The following is a 20,595-nucleotide window of genomic DNA, read 5'->3' as shown; positions in this document are numbered from 1 at the left end:
GGGGATGCGTCCATTCTCTCGGACGGCTACTTGTCGTTACAAGCTCGGCGCGGAAGGCCACGCGTCGATCGCGTCCTTGGAGTCCCTCAGACCCAGACCGCTGTGCTCGCGAAGGAGCTTGATCGCGGCGATCGGCTGCTCGGCCGTGACGAGTCGGTCGATCTCCGAGGCGACGGATGCGGGCAGCGACGAGCGCAGCGCAGCGGCATCCGTCGGCGCCGATCGCTGCACCGCGATCGCGGTGGTGGCGGGCGCGGAACCCACCACCCAGCGGTCGATCGCGTTCTTCGCCTCGCGCAGGCTCACGTCGGTGTGGTCGCGGTAGACCTTGATCGCCTGGATCTTCTGCTCCGCGGCGACGAGCCGGTCGATCTCGGCGGCGGCATCCGGCGAGAGCGAGACGGGAGCGCTCGAACCTCCCGCCATCGAGCCGGACACAGCGGGAGCCTGCGGACGCATCGCGCGGAACGCCCGTGACAGCACAGCGACCACGATCAGGGCGGCGACGACGATTCCGATGATCCACACGAGGTCCATGGTCGCCAGTCTAAGGAAGGCCTCGGGGCGCCCGCCCGACGGTCTGCCCAGGCCTCTCCCACCCCGCCCCCGGTACCCTGGAGACATGACCGAGAATTCCCGCACGCGCGAGACGCGCGCTCAGGCAGCGCCCGCGTCGTCCCGTTCGGGGACGGCTATCCGCTCGACCGGCGGCACGCAGGTGCGCCCGGCGACCGAGGGGTGGACGCAGCAGAAGGATGCCGAGGGTCGGCCGCTCCTGCAGTTCGCGAGCCCGAAGCGCGGCAAGCCGCCAGTGCACCTGGCCGATCTCACCCCCGCCGAGCGCGTCGAGAAGGTGAAGGAGCTCGGGCTCCCCGGCTTCCGCGCGAAGCAGCTCGCGACCCACTACTTCCGCCACTACACGTCCGACCCCGCGGAGATGACCGACCTCCCCGCCGGCATCCGCGACGACCTGGTGGCCGGCATGCTGCCTCCGCTCATGACCGAGGTCCGCCGGCTCGAGACCGATCGCGGAGACACGATCAAGTTCCTGTGGCGTCTGCACGACGGCGCGCTCGTCGAGTCGGTGCTCATGCGCTACCCCGGTCGCATCACCCTGTGCGTCTCGTCGCAGGCCGGGTGCGGCATGAACTGCCCGTTCTGCGCCACCGGCCAGGCCGGGCTCACACGGAACATGTCGACGGCCGAGATCGTCGAGCAGATCGTCCGCGCCAACCGTGCGATCGCGAACGGCGAGCTGGGCGGCAAGCGCCGCGACGACCACTCGATGGAGCGGGTCTCGAACATCGTCTTCATGGGAATGGGCGAGCCGCTCGCGAACTACACGCGCGTCATGGACGCCGTCCGCACCATGGTGGCCCCGCAACCCGACGGCCTCGGCATGAGTGCGCGCGGCATCACCGTCTCCACCGTCGGCCTCGTGCCGGCGATCAAGAAGCTCGCCGACGAGAACATCCCCGTGACGTTCGCGCTGTCGCTGCACGCGCCGGACGACCAGCTGCGCGACGAGCTGATCCCGGTGAACTCCCGGTGGAAGGTCGACGAAGCCCTCGACGCCGCGTACGACTACTACGCCAAGACCGGCCGTCGCGTCTCGATCGAGTACGCGCTCATCAAGGACATGAACGACCACGCGTGGCGCGCCGACCTGCTGGCGGAGAAGCTCAACGCCCGCGGGCGGGGCTGGGTGCACGTCAACCCGATCCCGCTGAACCCGACGCCCGGCTCGATCTGGACCTCGTCGGAGACCTCCGTGCAGAACGAGTTCGTGCGCCGGCTGAACGACGCGGGCATTCCCACGACGCTGCGCGACACCCGGGGCAAGGAGATCGACGGGGCCTGCGGACAGCTCGTCGCCACCACGGAGGACGAAGCGGCCTCGGCCGCGATGGCCTGATCCGGCCCTGCTCCGGCCCCTCGAAGCTGAGGGCGTTCAAAGCCTTCGTCCAACGGATGCTCAGGCGACCTTTCGTAGATTGTCGGGATGCCCTATTCCGCTCATCGCCCCGGTCGTTTCGACTCCCAGGGCCGGATCGTCCTTGACAGCGACCCGAACGCTGACACCGACGACCTCGATTTCCTCCGCGCCTATGAGCCGACCGGTGCCGACGACCGCCCCGAGGCGCAGCCGACCGTGCCGATCGACCACGCCGCGATGATGCCGGAGGACCAGACGGATGCCACGGCATTCGCCCCTCACGAGCCGGAACCACGCCGGAAGCCGCGCGAGCGGAAGCCCCGGGTGCCCGGGTCCCGCCTCCGGACGCTCGCGATCCTCGGCGGCGCCGAGGGGGAGATCCTCGACCGCGTCCCCGGCGAGACGCCGCGCTTCGTGCAGATGTTCTTCGTGCTCGCGGGCACCGCGCTCGTCTCCGCGATCTCGATGCTCTTCGCCCTGACGACCGGGGTTCAGGCTGCGATCTGGCTGGCCGTGCCGCTGGCGGTCGTGTGGGCGCTCATCATCTTCAACCTCGACCGGTTCCTCACGTCGACCATGACGTCGACCCGCAACCTCTGGCGCCTCATCGGCCTCGCCATCCCGCGGGTCATCATGGCAGCCATTATCGGCTTCGTGGTCGCCGAGCCGCTCGTGCTGCAGATCTTCCACAACGACATCTCGCGCGAGGTCGCCGCCACCAACATCACGCAGGCGCAGTCCGACCAGGAGGCCCTCGAGACGGGGCCGGAGAAGAAGGCCCTCGACGCGGCATCCGACCGTGTGGCCGAGCTCGAGAACCAGGCCGCGACGGGCATCGTGGCCGGGACGGAGTCGTCGTCGGCGACCGAGTCGGCCGCGCAGGCCACGGTCGACGACCTCACCGCCAAGATGACCGCGCAGCAGGCCGTGATCGACCAGGCGCGCGTGCTCTACCAGTGCGAGCTGACCGGCGAGGGTGCGGGGACTGTGCCCGGCTGCACCGGCGTCAACGGCGAAGGGGCGAGCTCGGATGCCGCACAGGCCCAGCTCGCCGAGGCGCAGCAGACCTACGACGCGCTCGCCGCGCAGCTGCGCACCGCGAACGAGGAGCTCGCCGCCGCGGGCACCGCCGCGAAGGAGAACACCTCGACGTCGGAGGCGCAGAACCGCGAGCAGGCGCAGGACCAGCTGCCGGCCGCCCGCGACACGTACGAGTCGGCGCTCGCCGCGTACAACGCGCGGGCCGAATCCGTGGCCTCCGGCAACGCCGGTGCGACCGGACTGCTCAGTCAGATCAGCGGCCTCAACAGGCTCAGCGAGAAGGAACCCGCGATCCTCTGGGCGCACATCCTCATCGCGGCGCTGTTCTTCATGATCGAGCTGCTGCCCGTGCTGGTGAAGGTGCTCACGTCGTACGGGGACCCCTCGCTGTACGAGCGGGCCCTGGCGATCCGCAAGCAGGTCGCGCTCGACAAGGTCACCGCCGAAGGCTTCCGCGACCGGGCCGCGATCGTGAACGAGCAGTCGAACGGCATCCAGGCCGAGGCGGATGCGGCGGCTCCGCAGACCCGGGCCGAGCGGCGCGTGGCGGAGCAGGAGCGAGAGCGCGCCGATCAGCGCGCGCAGGCGCAGACGCTGGAGGAGCAGGAGCGGATGCTGCAGACGCAGGCGTGACGTGGCGCAACCCGGCCCGGCATGCCGGCATGCGCGAGTAGCGTTGCACCATGGTCAACTATCGCTACCTCGGAAACAGCGGCCTCAAGGTCTCGGAGATCACCTACGGCAACTGGGTCACCCACGCATCACAGGTCGAAGACGATGCTGCCGTCAAGACGGTGCACGCCGCACTGGACGCCGGCATCACCACGTTCGACACCGCCGACACCTACGCCAACACCGCGGCGGAGGTCATCCTCGGCAAGGCCCTCGAAGGGCAGCGCCGCGAGGGTCTCGAGATCTTCACGAAGGTGTACTTCCCGACCGGTGAGAAGGGCCCGAACGACACCGGCCTCAGCCGCAAGCACATCATGGAGTCGATCAACGGCTCGCTGAAGCGCCTCGGCACCGACTACGTCGACCTGTACCAGGCGCACCGCTTCGACTACGAGACCCCGCTCGAGGAGACGTTCCAGGCGTTCGCCGACATCGTCCGGCAGGGCAAGGCGCTCTACATCGGCGTCTCCGAGTGGACCGCGGAGCAGCTGCGCGAGGGACACGCGCTCGCGAAGCAGCTCGGCATCCAGCTCATCTCGAACCAGCCCCAGTACTCAATGCTGTGGCGTGTCATCGAGGGCAAGGTCGTGCCGACCTCGGAGGAGCTGGGCATCTCGCAGATCGTCTGGTCGCCGATGGCGCAGGGTGTGCTCAGCGGCAAGTACCTGCCCGGGCAGCCGCTGCCCGAGGGCTCCCGCGCGACCGACCCGCACAGCGGCGCCGACTTCATCAAGAGCTTCCTCAAGGACGAGATCCTCGAGGCGGTGCAGAAGCTGAAGCCGATCGCCGAGCAGGCGGGGCTCACGATGCCGCAGCTCGCGATCGCCTGGGTGCTGCAGAACCCGAACGTGGCCGCCGCGCTGGTCGGAGCCTCGCGCCCCGAGCAGCTCGCCGACACGGTCAAGGCGTCCGGTGTGAATCTCGACGACGACACGCTGACTGCGATCGACGAGGCGCTCGGCGACACGGTCAACCGCGACGCTGAGCGCACGTACGAGACGTCGCCGAAGACCCGCCTGGTCTGACTCCCCGGCTGTCGCGACGCGCGCCGAGACCCATCACTAACGCCGAGACCCACCACCCCCGACGTGGGGCATGGTGGGTCTCGGCGGTTCTGGTGGGTCTCGGTGCAGATGGAGGGAGGAGCGCGGGGATGCGGCGGGCTACTCCTTCACGGCGCCGGCCGTGAGGCCCTGCACGATCCAGCGGCTCGCGAGCGCGAACATCGCCATCGTGGGCAGGATCGTCAGCACGGCGGCGGCGCTCATCGAGCCCCAGTCGATGTTGAACGTCGAGATGAAGCCGTTCAGCGCCGACGGAACGGTGCGGTTCTCGTCGGTGTTCATGAGCACCACGGACAGGAACAGCTCGTTCCAGCAGTTCACGAAGTTGAAGATGAACGCCGCGATGATGCCCGGCGTCATCACCGGGACGAGCACCCGGAACAGGGCGCCGAAGCGCGAGCATCCGTCGATCATCGCCGCCTCCTCCAGAGCGTCCGGCACGTTCTCGAAGAACCCGCGGAGCATGACGGTGGAGAACGGGATGCAGATCGCGATGTACACGAGGATGAGACCGGGCTTGGAGTCGACCAGGCCCAGGTCGGTCATCATCGAGTACAGCGGCCCGAGCGCGATGAACGCGGGGATCATCTGCGTGAGCAGGAACGCCACGAGCACGGTGCCCTTGCCGCGGAATTCGAACCGCGCGATCACATACGCGCTCAGCAGCGCGATGAGCGTCGCGACGGCGCCGGCGACGACGGCGACGATCGCCGAGTTCGCGAGGAACACCCCGAACGAGCTCTGCTGGAACAGGCTCGTGTAGTTGTCGAGTGACGGCTCGCTCGGCCAGTACTCGATCGGGAACCGGTTGATCGTGCCGGGCGACTTGAACGACGTCAGCGCGATCCAGTAGAGCGGGAACAGCGTGATCAGCAGCCACAGGGCGAGGCCCACGACGCGCACGACGCCGCCGACCGTGATGCGCCGCTGCGTCGAGCGGGGCGCCTTCGCGGCATCCGGCACCGTGATGCGCCGCGTCTCGGTGATGGTGGTTCCGGTGGGGGTGGTGATGGTCATCGCTGTGCCCTCCGCATCGCCATCAGGTAGAACGCGCAGAACACGAACAGGAAGGCGACGACGATGAGTCCGATCGCACTCGCGATGCCGTAGTTTCCCTGCTGCGTGTAGTTGATCATCCAGGTGGTGACGATGTGCGTCTGGTTCGCCGGCCCGCCGTTCGTCATCGCGTAGATGATGTCGGGGAAGTTGAAGATCCAGATCACGCGCAGCAGGATCGTCAGCAGAAGCGTCATCGAGATGTACGGGATGATGATCGAGAACAGCTGTCGCACCTTGCCCGCGCCGTCGAGGCTCGCGGCCTCGAGCATCTCGTCGGGCACCGACTGGAGCGCCGCGAGGATCATGATCGCGAAGAACGTCACCCCGTACCAGATGTTGGCGACGATGACCGCGAACATCGCGAGCTTCGGGTCGGCCAGCCACGGCAGCGGCGCGTCGATCAGACCGGCCTTCATGAGCAGGTCGTTGACGACGCCGAACTCCGCGTTGAACATCCAGCGGAACAGCATCCCGATGAGGAAGCCGGAGACGGCCCACGGGAAGAACACGAGCGCCTGGTAGAGACCGCGGAACCTGAAGCGCTTACGCAGCGCGAGCGCGATGAGGAACCCGATCACGAGCTGCGGCACGAGGGAGCCGACGACCCACAGCACCGAGTTCCACGCGACGACCGGGAAAGCCGGGTCCTGGAAGACGGTCACGAAGTTGTCGAAGCCCACCCAGGGCGTGGAGGTGAGGTCCCACAGGTTCCAGTCGTGGAAGGCCATGCGCGCGCCCTGCAGCATCGGCCAGTACGTGAACCACACGACGAAGATGATCGCCGGGGCCATGAAGGCCAGCAGAGTGAGAGCGTGACGCGCCTTGAACGGCCGCCGGCGCGAGCCGGGGGAGGCCCCGCCGGCGGTGCCGGCGGAGCCTCTCTCACGAAGAGCGGATGACACGGGTCAGCCCTTCTCCGCGGCGTACTTCTCGGTCCAGAAGGCGTCCCACGACTCGAGCAGCTCGCTGGTCGACATGTTGCCGAGGAGCACGTTCTGCACGTCCTGGTCGGACTTCTGGATCCACTCGGTCCACCAGCTGACGCCGCGCGGCTGACGCACGTTGACGTACGTCTCCGGGTCCTCGGTCATGGTGACGTAGCTCGTCCACGGGCCGGTCGAGTAGAACTCGTCGTCGGCCGCGTCGGCGATGATCGGCACGAGGCTGTTGGCCTGCGCGAACTCGGTGGCGGGCTCCGCCGACGAGAGGAACTCGACGAGCTTGACCGCTGCCTCCTTGTTCTCGCTCTTCTCGGCGACGCCCCAACCGGCGACGGCCAGAGGCTGCGCGGCCTTGCCCGACGGGCCGACGAGCAGCGGAGCGGTGTCCCACTGATCCTCGGTGAGCGAGGAGTCCTGCACGGTGGCGATGACCTCGGGGTCCTGCAGCAGGAACGCGGTGGTGCCGTTCGTGAAGCCGGCGACCATCTCGGGGTAGCCCCACGACACGGCCGACGGCGGCGAGGCCTTCTTGAAGAGGTCGAAGTAGTCGTCGACCGCCTCCTGCGCCTCGGGTGCGGCGAAGATCGTCGAACCGTCCTCCATGAGGAACGCGTCCTCGGTGTTCAAGCCGTCGATCGTGTACGCCTCGATCGCCGCGACGACGTTGCTGTTCGCGTTCGCCCCGCCGCGGAACGCGTAGCCGTAGATGTTGCTCGACGGGTCCTGGATCGCGCTGGCCTGCTCGAGCAGCTCCTTCCAGCTGTGCGGCGGACCATCGAAGCCGGCCTGCTCGACGAGGTCGGTGCGATAGAACAGCGACAGACCGTAGAAGCCGTAGGGGACGAAGTAGCTCTTGCCGTCGGCCGCGACCGATGCCGATTGCGCGTTCTCGGTCAGGGCATCCCAGCCGTCCCACTTCTCGAGGTCGGAGCCGAGGTCGTACAGCCAGCCGTTGTTCGCGAACGGGCCGACCGTGATGTCGCGCACCTCGAGCACGTCGACGCCCTTGCCGGACTGCAGCATCTGCTGGATCTTCTGGTCGGCCTGCTCGGTGGGCGGCGAGACGAGCTTGACTTTGATGTCGGGATTCTCCTGCTCGAACTGGTCGAGCAGCCCGCGGATCAGCTCGGTGCGGGCCGGGTTGGTCAGGCTCTCGACCATCTGCAGGGTGGTGGTGCCGTCGGCGGACGATCCGCCGGAGCCGCCGGAGCAGCCGGTCAGCGCGAGGACGGCGACGGTGCCGATACCCGCGGCGGCCGTCAAGATGCGGTTCTTCTTCACGAGGTGCCTCTCAATTTCTGGTGTGGTGGGTCGGGTGGGAAGGAATCGGGAGTCAGGAGACGATGACGCGGTCGGCGGAGCGGATTCCGGCGCGGCTCAGGATCTGCGGGACGCAGCGGTCGACGAAGGCCTCGAAGTCGGACTGCACCGTGTACAGGTGGGCCGACAGGCGGAAGTAGCCGACGCCGCGGAAGCTCGTGAACGCGGTCTCGACGCCGACCGCGTCGAGGAGGTCCATGCGGAGGGCGTCCGCCTCCTCGCGGGAGGCGCCGAGTCCGAGCGGCAGGCGCACGAGGCGCATCGACGGCACGGGGGAGGGGAGCGGGGTCAGGGGGTCCTCGTCGCCGTAGGGGCGCAGCGCGTCGGCGATCATCTCGGCACCGGCATCCGCGATCTGCGCCATCGCGATGCGTGCCGCGGACCACCCGAACTCGTTCTCGACGAAGTCGATCGCGGTGGGTGTGGCGAGGTAGGTGGTCGCGTCGATCGTGCCCTGCGTGTCGAAGCGCTCCGGGTAGGGTTCGCGCGCTGCCCACGAGTCGATCAGCGGCCACAGCTCGTCGCGGTCGGGAGCGGAGGTGACGAGAAGCGCGGATCCACGCGGCGCGCAGGGCCACTTGTGCAGGTTGCCGAACCACCAGTCGCCACCGGCGACGGCGGCGGCATCCGCGATGAGGCCGGGAGCGTGCGCGCCGTCGACGAGTGTGCGGACGCCGCTCTCGCCGGCGAGGTCGGCGATGCGGCGGGTCGGCAGCACGCGCGCCGTGGGCGACGTGATCTGGTCGACGACGACCAGCCGGGTGCGCGGAGTGAGCGCGGCGGCGAAGAGCTCGACGATCTCGTCGTCGGAGGCGAGGAGCGGCAGGGCGACGGTGCGGACGGTCGCACCGAAGCGGCGCGCCAGGCGCTCGGCGCCCATGGTGATGGCGCCGTACCCCTGGTCGGTCACGAGGATCTCGTCGCCGGCTGCGAGCTGCAGGGCGTTGTAGACGACGGTCGCGGCGGCTGACGCGTTCGGCACGAAGACGCTGTCGTCGGCGCGGGCGCCCACGAACGGGGCCGTGCGCTCTCGCGCCTCGCGCACCCGCTCGGAGATCCGGGGGAACCACTCGACCGGGCTGAGGTCGGCCCGGCGACGGAGGGCGTCCTGGTAGGCGACGACGGCGGTCGGCACCGCGCCGAACGATCCGTGGTTGAGGTGGACCACCTCAGGGTCGAGGGGCCAGGCGTCACGCGCTCGCACGCCGGACTTCAGCGTGAGCGGTGCGGGGAACAGCGGATCGGGCATCGGTCCTCATCGGTGAGTGCGGGGCGAGTTGTTGCACAACTTTGCCACACTGCTCCCGATAGTGCTACGAAAACGCAAAGATGAAACATAGTTGTCATACGAGTTTTCGCGGTCGGCACATTCCGACAGACTTCACGAGGGGCGGGGCGGTGCCAGAGAGGATGACGATGAGCGCACTGGACACGGCGCTGCACGGGCTGCGGGCGTTGATCGCCGACGGCGCGCTGCGCCCCGGGGACCGCCTCCCCAGCGAGGGCGAGCTCTGCGAGACCCTCGGCGTCTCCCGAGGATCGCTGCGCGAGGCGATCAGGATGCTGGCCGCCCTCGGCGTGCTCGAGACGCGGCACGGCTCGGGCAGCTATGTCGGCGAGTTGCGCGCCGCCGACCTCATCGGCAGCCTGTCGCTCACCGTCGGGCTGCTGCCCATGGCCGGGGTGCTCGAACTCACGGAGCTGCGCCGCGTGCTCGAACCGCACGCCGCCGCGCTCGCCGCCGCCCGCATCGACGACGACACCGTGGCGGTGCTCGACGGCATCCTGTCCGAGATCGAGGCGAGTGACGACTTCGAGGAGCACTCGCGCCTCGACCACGCCTTCCACATGACGATCTCGGAGGTCGCGGGCAACGACGCTCTGACGAGCCTGATCGAGGTGCTGCGCTCCCGCTCGCGTGCGTATCGGATCCCGGATGCCGACGACGCGGCCGAACTCAAGCGGAACTCGGATGCCGGGCACCGCGCGATCCTGCGCGGGCTCGCCGCCGCGGACCCCGTGGCCGCGTCGACCGCGGCGTCGGCGCATGTTGCGGCGACCGAGTACTGGGTGCGGCTGTACACGGAGGGCGAGGACGCCTGACTCCCCGCCGCCGAGCCACCCCTCCACGTCCGAGCCACCCCTGTGCGACCCGTGCACACAGGGGTGGCTCGCGCACAGAGGGGTGGGTCGGCGAAACGGATAGGGCTACGCGAGTGCGATGTCGACCTGGATCTCGGTCGCGAGGCGTTCCAGATCGGCGCGGAGGGCGTCGAGATCCACGGACGACGGGACGCGCGCCGCGACCGTGGCCTCGAACAGGCGACCGCCGGCCATCGCCGCATCACGGGTCTCGGTCGACAGCTCCTCGATGCTCAGAGCGTGGGCGTGCAGCACTGTCGACACCTCGCGCACGATGCCGGGGCGGTCGTTGCCCAGGACTCGTAGTTCCAGCAGCCGGTCGGGCGCGCGGGCGTTCTCCGTGCCCGTGCGCACGGCGACCGTGAGCAGGCCGTCGAGTGCGCGCAACGCGGCCTCGAGGTCGGCCGACCGGTCGGGGGCGACGGAGACCTCGATGACGCCGGCGAAGGTGCCCGAGAGTTCGGCGAGCTGGCTCGACTCCCAATTTCCGCCGTGGGCTTCCACGACGTCGGCGACGGCGGCCACGAGGCCCGGTCGATCAGCACCCGCGACGGTGAGGATGAGAGTGGTCATGCGGCCAGCGTAGCCGTCACGTCATCCAGTCGCCGGTCTCGAGGAATCTGTCGAGCCGAGTGCGGTGCGGTGCGAGGTCCCATCCCTGCGCGGCGACCCACTCGTCGGAGTAGTACGTACCGGCGTAGCGGATGCCGCTGTCGCAGATGAGCGTCACGACGCTGCCGCTCTCGCCCGCCGCCCGCATGCGCGCGATCAGCTGGAAGGCGCCGTAGAGGTTCGTCCCCGTCGAGCCGCCGGCGAGATGAAGGGTGCGCTCGCGCAGCATCCGGATCGCGGCGATCGATCCCGCGTCGGGCACCTGGATCATCTCGTCGATCACCGTCGGCACGAACGACGGCTCGACCTGTGGGCGACCGATGCCCTCGATGCGGCTGGGACGTCCGGCCGGCGGGTCGACGGTCCCGGCCCAGCCGTCGTAGAACGCCGAGCCCTCGGGGTCGACGACCGCGATCTGCGTGGCATGGCGGCGGTACTTCACGTAGCGGCCGAACGTGGCGCTCGTGCCTCCGGTGCCCGCGCCCACCACGATCCAGCGGGGGATCGGATGCCGCTCCTGCGACAGCTGGCTGAACACGCTCTCGGCGATGTTGTTGTTGCCTCGCCAGTCGGTCGCCCGCTCGGCGAACGTGAACTGGTCGAGGTAGTGGCCGTGGCAGTCGCTCGCCAGGCGCCTGGCCTCGGGCGACATGTCCTCCGCGCGGTCCACGAAGTGGCACGTGCCGCCGTAGAACTCGATCAGGTCGATCTTCTCCTGGCTCGTCGATCGAGGCACGACCGTGATGAACGGCAGCCCCAGCATCCGTGCGAAGTACGCCTCGGACACGGCGGTCGATCCGCTCGAGGACTCGACGAGCGTCGTGTCCTGCGTGATGCGTCCGTTCACGAGGCCGTAGAGCAGCAGCGAGCGGGCGAGGCGGTGCTTGAGCGACCCGGTGGGGTGCACCGATTCGTCTTTGAGGTAGAGGTCTATGCCCCACTCGGCCGGTAAGGGGAAGAGGTGCAGGTGCGTGTCGGCGCTGCGGTTCGCGTCGGCTTCCAGCAGGGCGATCGCGGTGCTGGTCCAGTCGCTCATGAGTCGAGCGTAACGCGCGGTCTACTCCTCGAAATAGCCGCCCTCGCCGGTCTCGCCGTCGTAGCGGAAGACCCTGCCCTCTTCGAGCGTGATCTGGATGTCGTCGCCGAGGGGTTGCTGAGCGAGCAGCTTCTCCTCGAGCATCGCCATCCGCTGTTCGTACTCGGCGGCGGTCTGCGCATCGACGCCCCAGATGGTGGCCACCTTCATGTCGGTGAGGAAGTACAGGAACGCCGACACCGCCGTGCGGTTGAACTCCGTGTCGGGGATGCTCTGCCACAGCGCTCCCGAGTCGCGGAGGCGCTTGTACTCGTCGGCCTTCGCCTGCAGGAGGTCGGCGATCTCGGCCCCGGCCTCGGTGTCAGGGGCGCCCCCGGAATCGTCGGACGGATCGGACGGGGCGGACGAAGGGCGCGGCGTGGGCGCTGAGATGCCGGTCGGTTCTGCGAGCGGAGTCTGCGCGCCGCCTGCCAGCACGCCGATGATGACGGCCACGCCCACGATGATCACCGCGAGCAGCCCGCCGACCAGGGCGAGCACCAGACCGTTCGCCCGCGTGCTCGATCGCGCGGGCGGCGGCGCGATCGACGAGATCGGGTACCCGCCGTTCGGCTGCGGCGTTGCGTACGGCGGCTGCGGGGTCGCGTACGGCGGCTGCGGGGTCGCGTACGGCGGCTGCGGGGTCGCGTACGGCGGCTGCGGAGCGCCGTACTGCGGCGGCGGAGCGACCGGCGGCTGCTGCGGCATCCCGTACGCCCGGGGCGGCGACGGCTCGCCGTTCAGCAACGGCGCGAGGGGAATCGTGGGCGAGGCGTTCCCGCCCTGTCCGCCCGGTGCGGGCGGAGGCGGCGGTACGACCCGCTCACCCCGTGCCTCCGCATCCGTGTCGTCCTGCGCCATCGTGCTCCCCCTGATCTGCCGTGTCCTTCTCCGGCCAGGTTATCCGCGTGCGCTGACCCGGCGCCGCGCGCACGGGTCAGCTGACCGTGCCTGCGCGGGAAGTCGCGCCGTCGTCGTCGATGTGCAGAAGGGATGCCTGCGACTGCTCCCGCTGAAGCTGGAACTCGAACCGCGAGCGGTCGCCGCGGTGATGCGCGACGAAGTACTCCATCGGGATGCCGTCGGCGCCCCGGCTGACGCTGCGCAGCCGAAGCAGGGCCGAACCCGCGCTCACGCCGAGATGCTGCGCCTGCTCGTGCGTCGCCACGGTCGCCTCGGCGGAGCGGACGCCGCTCGTCGCGACGATGCCGCTCTGGGCGAGCACGCGGTAGAGGGATGCCTCAGACAGGTCCACGCCGAGCGTCACCGCGCCGACGGCCTCCGGCATCCACGTCGTGGAGAGCGACCATGGCTCGCCGTCGACGTGGCGCAGGCGCTCGAGCACCACCACCGGGGTGCCGGGAGGGACCTCGAGCGCGGTCGCGATCTCGTCGTCGGCCAGCGCCTGCTCGTGCCGCAGCACGTCGCTGTGCACGTGACCGCCGCGGCGCTCCACGTCGTCGTACAGGCCGACCAGCGTGTGCACGAGGCTCTCGCTCGTGCGCGGGCGCGACACGAATGTGCCCTTGCCCTTGACGCGTTCGACGAGTCCCTCGTGCTCGAGCTGAGCGAGCGCCTGCCGCACGACGGTGCGCGAGATGCCGTATCTCTCGCACAGTCGGTGCTCGCCGGGGAGCGGGTCACCCGGCTGCAGGCCGTCGCGCTCTATGCCCTCGATGATCAGCTGCCGCAGCTGGTCGTACATCGGCGCCGCGGAGTGCCGGTCGATCGAGTCCTCCATGTCAGTACGCCACCCCCGCGTGCAGGATCACGTTGGCGTACGGCGTGAACTCACCGGAGCGCACGAACGCGCGGGCGTTCTGCGAGAGCGCCTTGAACTCGACGTGCGGGATGAGTTCGATCTCGAAGGGATGACCGGCGAACCGCTCGCGCAGCGCCTCGAGCACCTCGGGACTCTTCTCGGCGATCTCGGCCGACACCGTCGCGCCCTCGACCACGAGCTCGGCGAGCACGGTGTCGAGCACGTCGAAGAACGCGGGAGCACCGGGACGGTAGGCGAGATCGATGCGCTCGGACCCGGTCGGGATCGGCAGCCCGGCGTCGGTCACGACGATCAGGTCGGTGTGCCCGGTCTCGCTGATGACGCGGGAGAGGGCGGGGTTGATGGTCGTGGCGGTCTTGCGCACGGTGCTCCTCGACTCGGTGTTCGACTCTGGATGACGGACCGGATGCCGCGTCAGGCGGCGTCGCGGGTGGACAGGAACGCGTCGACCTCGGCGCGCAGCGGCAGGCTCGGCGAGGCGCCTTGCTTCGTGACGGCGAGGGCTCCGGCAGCGGTGGCCAGGCGCACGGCATCCGACAGCGAGCTGCCGTTCGCGAGCGCGGCACCGAGATACCCCGCGTACGCGTCGCCCGCGGCGGTGGTGTCGACGGCCTCGACCGGGAACGGGGGGATGACGGTCGCACCCTCGGCCGTGACGACGCACGATCCCTGACCCGCGAGGGTGATGACGGCGGCGCCGACCCCCCGGTGGAGGAACCATCGACCGGCCTCCTCGGCCGTCGCTGCGTCGACGACCTCGACCCCGCTCAGCAGCGAGGCCTCCGTCTCGTTCGGGGTGACGATGTCGATGTTGCGCCACACGTCGTCGGGCAGCGGGGCGGCGGGGGCGGGATCGAGGATGACGGTCATGCCGTGCTCGCGGCCGCGCGCCGTGATGTGTGCGGTGAGGGCCGAGGGGGTCTCGAGCTGCGTGAGCAGCACCGACGTGGTCGGGGCGAGGGCGGTCAACGCGCCGTCGATCTGCTCGGCGCTGAGCGCGGCGTTCGCGAGGGGCACCATGACGATGTCGTTCTGCGCCGAGGCGTCGACGCGGATGTGCGCGATGCCGGTCGGCCCGGGGACCGTGCGGAGGTGCGCGAGATCGACGCCGGCATCGCTCAGGCCGTCCACGACGAGATCGTGGAAGAGGTCGTCCCCGACGCACCCGACGAAGCTCGTCCTGGCGCCTGACCGACCGGCGGCCACCGCCTGGTTCGCGCCCTTGCCCCCGAGCATGAGCGTGAACTCGTCGCCGAGGATCGTCTCGCCCCGGGCGGGCAGCCGGGTGGAGAAGGTCGTGACGTCCGCGGTGACGCTGCCGACGATGACCACACCTGAACGATCGGCCGAGGTGGCGGGTGTCATGGGGCTCCTGATCGTCATCGATCCGCGGTGCTTTGACATCCCCCGCGGCTGTCATTACATTAGCCGAATCCGAACCTGTAACGACAGGTTGTGCGCAAGGAGATCCATGACCGCGTCGTCCCCCCGCCTCTACGTCGACAGCGCCGATCTCGAGCGGGTCTCGGCTCTTCTCGCCACCGGCGTCGTGCACGGCGTGACGACGAATCCGACGATCCTCGAACGCGGCGGGCGCACCGCCGCGGAGATCCCCGACCTCTACGCCCGCTGGACCGAGGAGGGCGCCCGCGAGGTCTTCTTCCAGACCTGGGGTGGTGACACCGCGTCGTTCCTGCGCAATGCCGAGGGCATCCGCGGGCTCGGTGACCGCGTCGCGGTGAAGGTCCCCGCGACGAGTGACGGCTTCGCCGCGGCATCCGCCCTCGTCCGCGACGGTGCGACCGTGCTCGTCACCGCCGTCTACTCCGTCGCTCAGGCGCTGACCTGCGCGAGCATCGGCGCGCACTACATCGCTCCGTACCTCGGGCGGATGCGGGACGCCGGGATCGACGGCGCCGCCGTGATCGTCGAGATGCAGCAGATGTGCGTCGGCAGCGGATCGAACGTGCTCGCCGCCAGCCTGCGCTCGCCCGACGACATCACCGGCCTGCGGCTCGCCGGCGTGCCGTACTTCACCGCGGCGCCCGACGTGCTCGACGCGGTGCTTCACCACGAGGTGAGCGACAGCTCGGCGGCGGAGTTCGATGCCGCCATGGTGCGCCTCGGGGCCTGAGCTCCGATCGCCGCGGCGCATCGGCGTGCGTCAGGCGGACGCCGCCTGGCGCAGCCACCGCTCGACGCCCGCGATGTGGGCCGTCGCGAGTGACGTCGCCAGCGTGGGGTCGTGCTGCGCGATCGCGTCGGCGATGGCCCGGTGCTCCGACAGGGTGCGATCGACGGCACCACCCTCGGTGAGGCCGCGCCAGATCCGCGCGCGCACGGTCTGGCTGCTGAGGTGCTCGATGAGGCTGGCGAGGTAGGCGTTGCCCGACATCGCCACGATCTCACGGTGGAAGCGGATGTCGTGCTCCACCAGCTCCTCGATGCTCACCGACGCATCGATCGACTCGACCTCGGCTTCGATCCGGTCGATCGCGTCGTCAGTGGCGAGAGAGGCCGCGAGCCCGGTGGCCTGCGACTCCAGCATCCGTCGCACCGCGAAGATCTCGAGCATCGAGTCGTCGTCGTGCATGTCGACGACGAAGGAGATGGCCTCCAGCAGCAGGTGCGGTTCGAGGCTCGTCACGTAGGTGCCGTCGCCGCGTCGCACGTCGAGCACGCGGATCACCTCGAGCGCCTTCACCGCCTCGCGCATCGAGTTGCGCGACAGGCCGAGGCGCTCCGACAGCTCCTTCTCGGGTGGCAGGCGATCGCCGGGAGCGAGCTCACCGGACACGATCATCGCCTTGATCTTCTCGATCGCCTCGTCCGTCACGGCCATGGCGTCATCCTAGCGATTGATCCGATGTCTGAGGCAGGATGGTCGCATGCGCGTAGTCGATTCGCACCTGCACCTGTGGGATCCCGAGATCCTGCACTACTCCTGGCTCGAAGGGCCGCTCGCCTGGAGGTTCGCGGACACCGAGATCGACCACGCGCGGATCACCCGTGCCACCGCTGAGAACGCCGTCTTCGTGCAGGCGGGCACCGACGACGAGGACTTCCTCGCCGAGGTGCAGTGGGTGGCGAGCCTCGCCCCGGCGATCGGGGTGAGCGGCATCGTCGCCGGTGCCCGGCTCGACCGCGGCACCGACACGACCGCGCACCTCGAGGGTCTCGAGACCGAGCCGCTCGTGGTCGGGGTGCGGCACATCCTGCAGGATGAGGCCGACGGGCTCGCCGTCTCCGCGGGATTCATCACCGGCGCCCGCGAGGTCGCGGCCCGCGGCTGGACCTTCGACGCCTGCATCCGAGAGGCGCAGCTGCCCGACATCTCGCGCCTCGCCGCGGCCGTGCCCGAGCTCCGGATCGTGCTCGATCACCTCGGCAAGCCCGCTGTCGGTCTCGCGGACGCGCCGGTGGGGCCGAGCCCCGAGTGGGTGCGCGACCTCGGCGACCTCGCTCGGCATCCTCAGGTCTTCTGCAAGCTCTCCGGGCTGCCGGCCGAAGCAGGCGGCGACTGGACGGCCGAGCAGCTGGTGCCGTTCCTCGACGCCGCGGCCGACGCCTTCGGCGGGGACCGCCTGATGTGGGGGAGCGACTGGCCCGTCTCGGTCATCGGGCCCGCCGAGGACGGCGACCCGCACGCCCCCGACGACGGCTCGGCGACTTATCAGCCGCACGCGCGTGATCGGTGGGCTGAGACGGTGATGGACTGGGCGCGTGCACGCGGCCACGACCTCGATGCCCTGTTCTGGCGCAACGCCGAGGAGTTCTACGGCCTCGGCCGCCGCAGGGCGCAGGATGCCGACGAATCGCCGCGCCGCGGCATCCTGGGCTGGCTCCGAGGAGACTGACCCGGGCGGCACCGTGGCGCTGGCACCTGTTGCGCGGTGGGTCGCGTGTCCGACCGTTCCGGTCGCACTTCGTGCCGCCCGACATCGGGTTCCGGCGACCTCAACTGCGACCGGAGCGTCGGACCCGCGTCTCCGTGGGGCCAGACGGGCGACACGAGCGTCATCCGGCGAGAGCGCGCCGCACGCGGTCGACCAGTACGTCGGGCCGCGCGAGCAGTTCGGACGTCACCTCGATCACCGTCCAGCCCGCTGCGCGCAGGGCGGCGATCCGCTCGACATCGGCCGCGTAGTGGGAATGGTGGAGCATGCTCTGATACTCGATGGCGACCCGCTTCGCCGGGTACGCCAGGTCGACGCACCCGAGGAAGCGGCCGAACTCGTCATAGACGTCGTGGTTCAGTGCCGGTTCGGGCAGTCCCGCGAAGACGAGGTGGCAGCGTAACTGGGACTCGCGCGGAGACCAGGAGTCCTCGCGAATCAGCTCCAGCGCTGCACGAAGACGGGGGATGCCGACGCGACGCGTGTCAGTGAGCACTGAGCGCAGCTGCTCCCGGGTGGTGAGAGGCGGCCGTCCGACATCGCGCCGTCCCGTGCCTTCGCGCCATACCCGGCAGAGGTAGTCGCCGAGGGCCACAAGGTCGAGCAGACTCATAGTGCCCGATTGCGCCCACGCCGTGGCGGGTGTCGCGATGCGGGATCCGTCCCGACCGGTGAAGGTCTCGCTGGCCTCGGGGGCGCGGTGCGCGCGGACGCCGACCGCTCTGACCAGGGGGCCGGCGCCCGCGGTAGCGACGTGCACCGGCAAGGAGAGTCCGTCGACGACGCGACCGTCTCGCGTGATGAGGGGCTGCGGTCCGCCGAGCAGCGCGATCGCGGTCTGGTGGCTGAAGAACTGTCCATCCCGCAGCCGCGGTGCGTACCGGCGAGCCCGGATGCGGCGGCCCAGCGCCTGACGTTCGTACGGGTCGAGGTCGGGATCGACCTCATCGGTTCCTGCGGGGACGCGGATGCCGCGGAAGGGGACGTCGAGGTCGGAACGCCGAAGCCGCCCACGGTTCACGCCGGCGGCCGCGGCATCCTGAACGGAGAAGCTGTGCCCGAGGCCCTCGGGGAGCGGTCGTGGTCGTCCCATCGTGCAACCGTCGCAGGAGTGTTCGGCTGGCGGGCGCTCTCCACAGGCAGTTTCGGCGTTATCCACAGCCCGCGGAACCGATGCAGGGAGTCGGTGCCCGGCGCTTCCGGTCGCAGTTGGTGCCGGACCGAGTCGGTGCCCGGCGCTTCCGGTCGCAGTTGGTGCCGGACCGAGTCGGTGCCCGGCGCTTCCGGTCGCAGTTGGGCCCGTCGAACGCGCGCGCGAGCGGCACGAAGTGCGACCGGAAGCGAGGTTTGGGGCGGGCGCGGCTCGAAGTGCGACCGGAAGCGCGGCCGGGGCGCGGCGCGCCTGCCCGACCGATCAGCTGCCGACGGGCCGGAGGCGCAGTCGCGCCATGCCGCCGTCGACCTCGATGAACGTGCCCGTCGTCGACCCGGCGTCGGGCGAGACGAGGTAGGCGACAGCGGCCGCGACCTCGGTGGGCGACACGAGGCGTCCGTGCGGCTGCCGGGCCTCGAGCGCCGCCCGCTCGGCCTCGGGATCGGCCGCGGTATCGAGCAGTCGGCCCACCCACGGTGTGTCGGCCGTGCCGGGGTTCACCGCGTTGACGCGGATCCCCTCGCGCAGGTGGTCGGTCGCCATCGCGCGGGTGAGCGCTTCGACCGCGCCCTTCGATGCGCTGTACAGCGCTCGCTGCGGAAGACCGGTGGTCGACGCGATCGAGGCGGTGTTACAGATCGACGCATTCGGCGACTTCCGCAGCCACGGCAGCGCCGCCGTCGTGACGCGGGCGATACCCGTGACGTTGATCGACAGCACACGTGCCCACTCGTCGTCGTCGTTCGCGGTGACATCGCCCTGAGCGCCGATGCCCGCGTTGTTGACGACGATGTCGATGCGGCCGAAGCGCTGGCCGACCGCCGCCACCGCGGCATCCACCGACGCGCGATCGGAGACGTCGGCCGTGAACGCGGCGAACGCGGCATCCGCCCCCGAGGTGTCGCGGTCGAGCACCGCGATCTGCGCCCCGTCGGCGTGCAGGCGGGCGGCGATCGCGGCGCCGAGCCCCGAGGCCCCGCCCGTGACGATCGCCACCAGTTCGTCCAGAGCTCCGCTCATTTCTGTGCCTCCCAGGCCACGAACTCCTGGCGTTGATGCCCGAGTCCCTCGATCTCGATGTCGACGACGTCGCCCGCCGTCAGGTAGGGGAACTTCCCGCCGAACGCGACGCCCTGCGGGGTGCCGGTGAGGATGAGGTCGCCCGGCTCGAGCGTGACGTACTGCGACAGATGGTGCACGATCGTGCGGACGTCGAAGATCATGTCGTTGGTGTTCGAGTCCTGCCGGGGATCGCCGTTGACCCAGCTGCGCAGCCGCAGGCTGCCGACCTCGACCTCGTCTGGCGTGACGAGCCACGGGCCGGTCGGATTGAAGCCCGGAGCGATCTTGCCCTTCGACCACTGACCACCGGAGACCTCCATCTGGAACGCCCGCTCCGAGACGTCGTTGGCCGTCACGTATCCGGCGATGTGCGCGTCGGCCTCCTCGAGCGAATCGAGGTACGCCGCGCGAGCGCCGATCACGACGCCGAGCTCGACCTCCCAGTCCGTCTTCTCGCTGCCGCGCGGAATGGTGACCGCGTCATTCGGTCCGACCACGGTGTTCGGGGTCTTCAGGAACATGATCGGCACGGTGGGTGGCTCCGCGCCGGACTCGCGGGCGTGAGCTGCGTAGTTCTGGCCGATGCAGATGACGGCGCTCGGGCGCGCGATCGGGGCGCCGACGCGCATCGACGCGGCATCCTCGAGCTCGGGCAGACCGCCGTCGGCGAGCGCGGCCTCCACCTGGGCGCGCACGTCGCCGGCGAGGAATGCGCCGTCCACATCGGATGTCACGGACCGCAGGTCGAAGTACCGGTCGCCCTCGACGAGGACGGGGATCTCGGCTCCGGGGGCGCCTAGGCGTGCGAACTTCATGTCTCTCCTGCTCGGTCGGATCGT

General features: G+C 69.9%; 21 protein-coding genes. 6 read left to right on the top strand and 15 right to left on the bottom strand.

The features are described 5' to 3' along the window. Positions 1-36: 36 nt before the first annotated feature. The gene (locus tag M3195_RS13985) at positions 37-537 is read right to left on the bottom strand and encodes a hypothetical protein (RefSeq protein WP_251588494.1); all 501 of its coding nucleotides are present in this window, start codon (positions 535-537) and stop codon (positions 37-39) included. An 85-nt stretch (positions 538-622) separates the two neighbouring features. Between M3195_RS13985 and rlmN the strand changes: the two genes are divergently transcribed. The 3 genes from rlmN (at position 623) to M3195_RS13970 (ending at position 4,674) form a co-directional block, all read left to right on the top strand. Next, the gene (rlmN, locus tag M3195_RS13980; RefSeq protein WP_251588493.1) at positions 623-1,915 is read left to right on the top strand and encodes a 23S rRNA (adenine(2503)-C(2))-methyltransferase RlmN; all 1,293 of its coding nucleotides are present in this window, start codon (positions 623-625) and stop codon (positions 1,913-1,915) included. An 87-nt stretch (positions 1,916-2,002) separates the two neighbouring features. Then, complete coding sequence (locus M3195_RS13975; protein WP_251588492.1) at positions 2,003-3,610, top strand: DUF4407 domain-containing protein; 1,608 nt, start codon at positions 2,003-2,005, stop codon at positions 3,608-3,610. Between the two features lie 50 nt (positions 3,611-3,660). Next, on the top strand, positions 3,661-4,674 hold the full coding sequence (locus M3195_RS13970) for an aldo/keto reductase family protein (RefSeq protein WP_251588491.1): 1,014 nt from the start codon (positions 3,661-3,663) through the stop codon (positions 4,672-4,674). A 138-nt stretch (positions 4,675-4,812) separates the two neighbouring features. Here the strand turns inward: M3195_RS13970 and M3195_RS13965 are convergent, their stop codons facing one another. From M3195_RS13965 to M3195_RS13950, 4 genes are read right to left on the bottom strand one after another with little or no spacing between them, the layout of a single operon-like run. Further along, positions 4,813-5,730: a carbohydrate ABC transporter permease gene (locus M3195_RS13965; RefSeq protein ID WP_251588490.1), complete on the bottom strand. Its 918-nt coding sequence runs from the start codon at positions 5,728-5,730 to the stop codon at positions 4,813-4,815. Then, positions 5,727-6,674, bottom strand: a complete 948-nt coding sequence (locus M3195_RS13960; protein WP_251588488.1) for a carbohydrate ABC transporter permease — start codon at positions 6,672-6,674, stop codon at positions 5,727-5,729. Before M3195_RS13960 ends, M3195_RS13965 begins: the two co-directional genes overlap by 4 nt. A 3-nt stretch (positions 6,675-6,677) precedes the next feature. Next, positions 6,678-7,994, bottom strand: coding sequence for an ABC transporter substrate-binding protein (locus tag M3195_RS13955; protein WP_251588486.1), 1,317 nt, complete (start codon positions 7,992-7,994; stop codon positions 6,678-6,680). 52 nt (positions 7,995-8,046) lie between these two features. Next, the gene (locus M3195_RS13950) at positions 8,047-9,282 is read right to left on the bottom strand and encodes an aminotransferase class V-fold PLP-dependent enzyme (RefSeq protein ID WP_251588483.1); all 1,236 of its coding nucleotides are present in this window, start codon (positions 9,280-9,282) and stop codon (positions 8,047-8,049) included. A gap of 167 nt (positions 9,283-9,449) precedes the next feature. On the opposite strand from M3195_RS13950, the gene M3195_RS13945 reads away from it, so the two are divergent. Further along, positions 9,450-10,136, top strand: a complete 687-nt coding sequence (locus M3195_RS13945) for a FadR/GntR family transcriptional regulator (protein ID WP_251588481.1) — start codon at positions 9,450-9,452, stop codon at positions 10,134-10,136. Between the two features lie 105 nt (positions 10,137-10,241). On the opposite strand, the gene M3195_RS13940 is transcribed toward M3195_RS13945, so the two are convergent. The 6 genes from M3195_RS13940 to M3195_RS13915 form a co-directional block, all read right to left on the bottom strand. Continuing rightward, positions 10,242-10,748 carry a glycine cleavage system protein R gene (locus M3195_RS13940; RefSeq protein ID WP_251588476.1) on the bottom strand — a complete coding sequence of 169 codons (507 nt, stop codon included), beginning with the start codon at positions 10,746-10,748 and terminating at the stop codon, positions 10,242-10,244. A 16-nt stretch (positions 10,749-10,764) separates the two neighbouring features. Continuing rightward, complete coding sequence (locus M3195_RS13935) at positions 10,765-11,823, bottom strand: PLP-dependent cysteine synthase family protein (RefSeq protein ID WP_251588475.1); 1,059 nt, start codon at positions 11,821-11,823, stop codon at positions 10,765-10,767. A gap of 21 nt (positions 11,824-11,844) precedes the next feature. Next, positions 11,845-12,723, bottom strand: a complete 879-nt coding sequence (locus M3195_RS13930; protein WP_251588474.1) for a hypothetical protein — start codon at positions 12,721-12,723, stop codon at positions 11,845-11,847. A gap of 76 nt (positions 12,724-12,799) precedes the next feature. Next, complete coding sequence (locus M3195_RS13925; RefSeq protein WP_251588473.1) at positions 12,800-13,603, bottom strand: GntR family transcriptional regulator; 804 nt, start codon at positions 13,601-13,603, stop codon at positions 12,800-12,802. A 1-nt stretch (position 13,604) separates the two neighbouring features. Next, the gene (gene rbsD, locus M3195_RS13920; protein WP_251588472.1) at positions 13,605-14,009 is read right to left on the bottom strand and encodes a D-ribose pyranase; all 405 of its coding nucleotides are present in this window, start codon (positions 14,007-14,009) and stop codon (positions 13,605-13,607) included. Positions 14,010-14,059: 50 nt separating this feature from the next. Beyond that, complete coding sequence (locus M3195_RS13915) at positions 14,060-15,010, bottom strand: ribokinase (protein ID WP_251588463.1); 951 nt, start codon at positions 15,008-15,010, stop codon at positions 14,060-14,062. A gap of 106 nt (positions 15,011-15,116) precedes the next feature. Between M3195_RS13915 and M3195_RS13910 the strand changes: the two genes are divergently transcribed. Further along, entirely contained in the window at positions 15,117-15,779 is a 663-nt protein-coding gene (locus M3195_RS13910; RefSeq protein WP_251588462.1) for a transaldolase family protein, read from the top strand. A gap of 30 nt (positions 15,780-15,809) precedes the next feature. Here M3195_RS13910 and M3195_RS13905 read toward each other — a convergent pair whose 3' ends face one another. After that, positions 15,810-16,487, bottom strand: coding sequence for a FadR/GntR family transcriptional regulator (locus tag M3195_RS13905; RefSeq protein WP_251588461.1), 678 nt, complete (start codon positions 16,485-16,487; stop codon positions 15,810-15,812). A 46-nt stretch (positions 16,488-16,533) separates the two neighbouring features. Here M3195_RS13905 and M3195_RS13900 point away from each other — a divergent pair, with 46 nt between their 5' ends. Then, positions 16,534-17,502, top strand: a complete 969-nt coding sequence (locus tag M3195_RS13900) for an amidohydrolase family protein (RefSeq protein WP_251588460.1) — start codon at positions 16,534-16,536, stop codon at positions 17,500-17,502. Positions 17,503-17,662: 160 nt separating this feature from the next. Here M3195_RS13900 and M3195_RS13895 read toward each other — a convergent pair whose 3' ends face one another. The 3 genes from M3195_RS13895 to M3195_RS13885 all read right to left on the bottom strand — a co-directional run bounded on the left by M3195_RS13895 (position 17,663) and on the right by M3195_RS13885 (position 20,571). Further along, positions 17,663-18,634 carry a hypothetical protein gene (locus M3195_RS13895; RefSeq protein ID WP_251588459.1) on the bottom strand — a complete coding sequence of 324 codons (972 nt, stop codon included), beginning with the start codon at positions 18,632-18,634 and terminating at the stop codon, positions 17,663-17,665. Positions 18,635-18,955: 321 nt separating this feature from the next. Then, positions 18,956-19,714: an SDR family NAD(P)-dependent oxidoreductase gene (locus M3195_RS13890; RefSeq protein WP_251588458.1), complete on the bottom strand. Its 759-nt coding sequence runs from the start codon at positions 19,712-19,714 to the stop codon at positions 18,956-18,958. Continuing rightward, positions 19,711-20,571, bottom strand: coding sequence for a fumarylacetoacetate hydrolase family protein (locus M3195_RS13885; protein WP_251588457.1), 861 nt, complete (start codon positions 20,569-20,571; stop codon positions 19,711-19,713). The genes M3195_RS13890 and M3195_RS13885 overlap by 4 nt, the downstream gene beginning before the upstream one ends. Positions 20,572-20,595 lie beyond the last annotated feature (24 nt).

It is taken from the genome of Microbacterium hydrocarbonoxydans, from assembly GCF_023715885.1.
GTDB classification, from domain to species: Bacteria; Actinomycetota; Actinomycetes; order Actinomycetales; family Microbacteriaceae; genus Microbacterium; species Microbacterium hydrocarbonoxydans_C.
Note: the sequence above shows the minus strand (reverse complement) of the source record. Positions and strands in the feature narration are given on the sequence as shown.

Excerpts from the sequence above, each read along its gene's own strand:
- M3195_RS13985 (WP_251588494.1), bottom strand. The coding sequence starts at position 537 with ATGGACCTCGTGTGGATCATCGGAATCGTCGTCGCCGCCCTGATCGTG.
- rlmN (WP_251588493.1), top strand. The coding sequence starts at position 623 with ATGACCGAGAATTCCCGCACGCGCGAGACGCGCGCTCAGGCAGCGCCC.
- M3195_RS13975 (WP_251588492.1), top strand. The coding sequence starts at position 2,003 with ATGCCCTATTCCGCTCATCGCCCCGGTCGTTTCGACTCCCAGGGCCGG.
- M3195_RS13970 (WP_251588491.1), top strand. The coding sequence starts at position 3,661 with ATGGTCAACTATCGCTACCTCGGAAACAGCGGCCTCAAGGTCTCGGAG.
- M3195_RS13965 (WP_251588490.1), bottom strand. The coding sequence starts at position 5,730 with ATGACCATCACCACCCCCACCGGAACCACCATCACCGAGACGCGGCGC.
- M3195_RS13950 (WP_251588483.1), bottom strand. The coding sequence starts at position 9,282 with ATGCCCGATCCGCTGTTCCCCGCACCGCTCACGCTGAAGTCCGGCGTG.
- M3195_RS13945 (WP_251588481.1), top strand. The coding sequence starts at position 9,450 with ATGAGCGCACTGGACACGGCGCTGCACGGGCTGCGGGCGTTGATCGCC.
- M3195_RS13940 (WP_251588476.1), bottom strand. The coding sequence starts at position 10,748 with ATGACCACTCTCATCCTCACCGTCGCGGGTGCTGATCGACCGGGCCTC.
- M3195_RS13935 (WP_251588475.1), bottom strand. The coding sequence starts at position 11,823 with ATGAGCGACTGGACCAGCACCGCGATCGCCCTGCTGGAAGCCGACGCG.
- M3195_RS13930 (WP_251588474.1), bottom strand. The coding sequence starts at position 12,723 with ATGGCGCAGGACGACACGGATGCGGAGGCACGGGGTGAGCGGGTCGTA.
- M3195_RS13925 (WP_251588473.1), bottom strand. The coding sequence starts at position 13,603 with ATGGAGGACTCGATCGACCGGCACTCCGCGGCGCCGATGTACGACCAG.
- M3195_RS13915 (WP_251588463.1), bottom strand. The coding sequence starts at position 15,010 with ATGACACCCGCCACCTCGGCCGATCGTTCAGGTGTGGTCATCGTCGGC.
- M3195_RS13910 (WP_251588462.1), top strand. The coding sequence starts at position 15,117 with ATGACCGCGTCGTCCCCCCGCCTCTACGTCGACAGCGCCGATCTCGAG.
- M3195_RS13905 (WP_251588461.1), bottom strand. The coding sequence starts at position 16,487 with ATGGCCGTGACGGACGAGGCGATCGAGAAGATCAAGGCGATGATCGTG.
- M3195_RS13900 (WP_251588460.1), top strand. The coding sequence starts at position 16,534 with ATGCGCGTAGTCGATTCGCACCTGCACCTGTGGGATCCCGAGATCCTG.
- M3195_RS13895 (WP_251588459.1), bottom strand. The coding sequence starts at position 18,634 with ATGGGACGACCACGACCGCTCCCCGAGGGCCTCGGGCACAGCTTCTCC.
- M3195_RS13890 (WP_251588458.1), bottom strand. The coding sequence starts at position 19,714 with ATGAGCGGAGCTCTGGACGAACTGGTGGCGATCGTCACGGGCGGGGCC.
- M3195_RS13885 (WP_251588457.1), bottom strand. The coding sequence starts at position 20,571 with ATGAAGTTCGCACGCCTAGGCGCCCCCGGAGCCGAGATCCCCGTCCTC.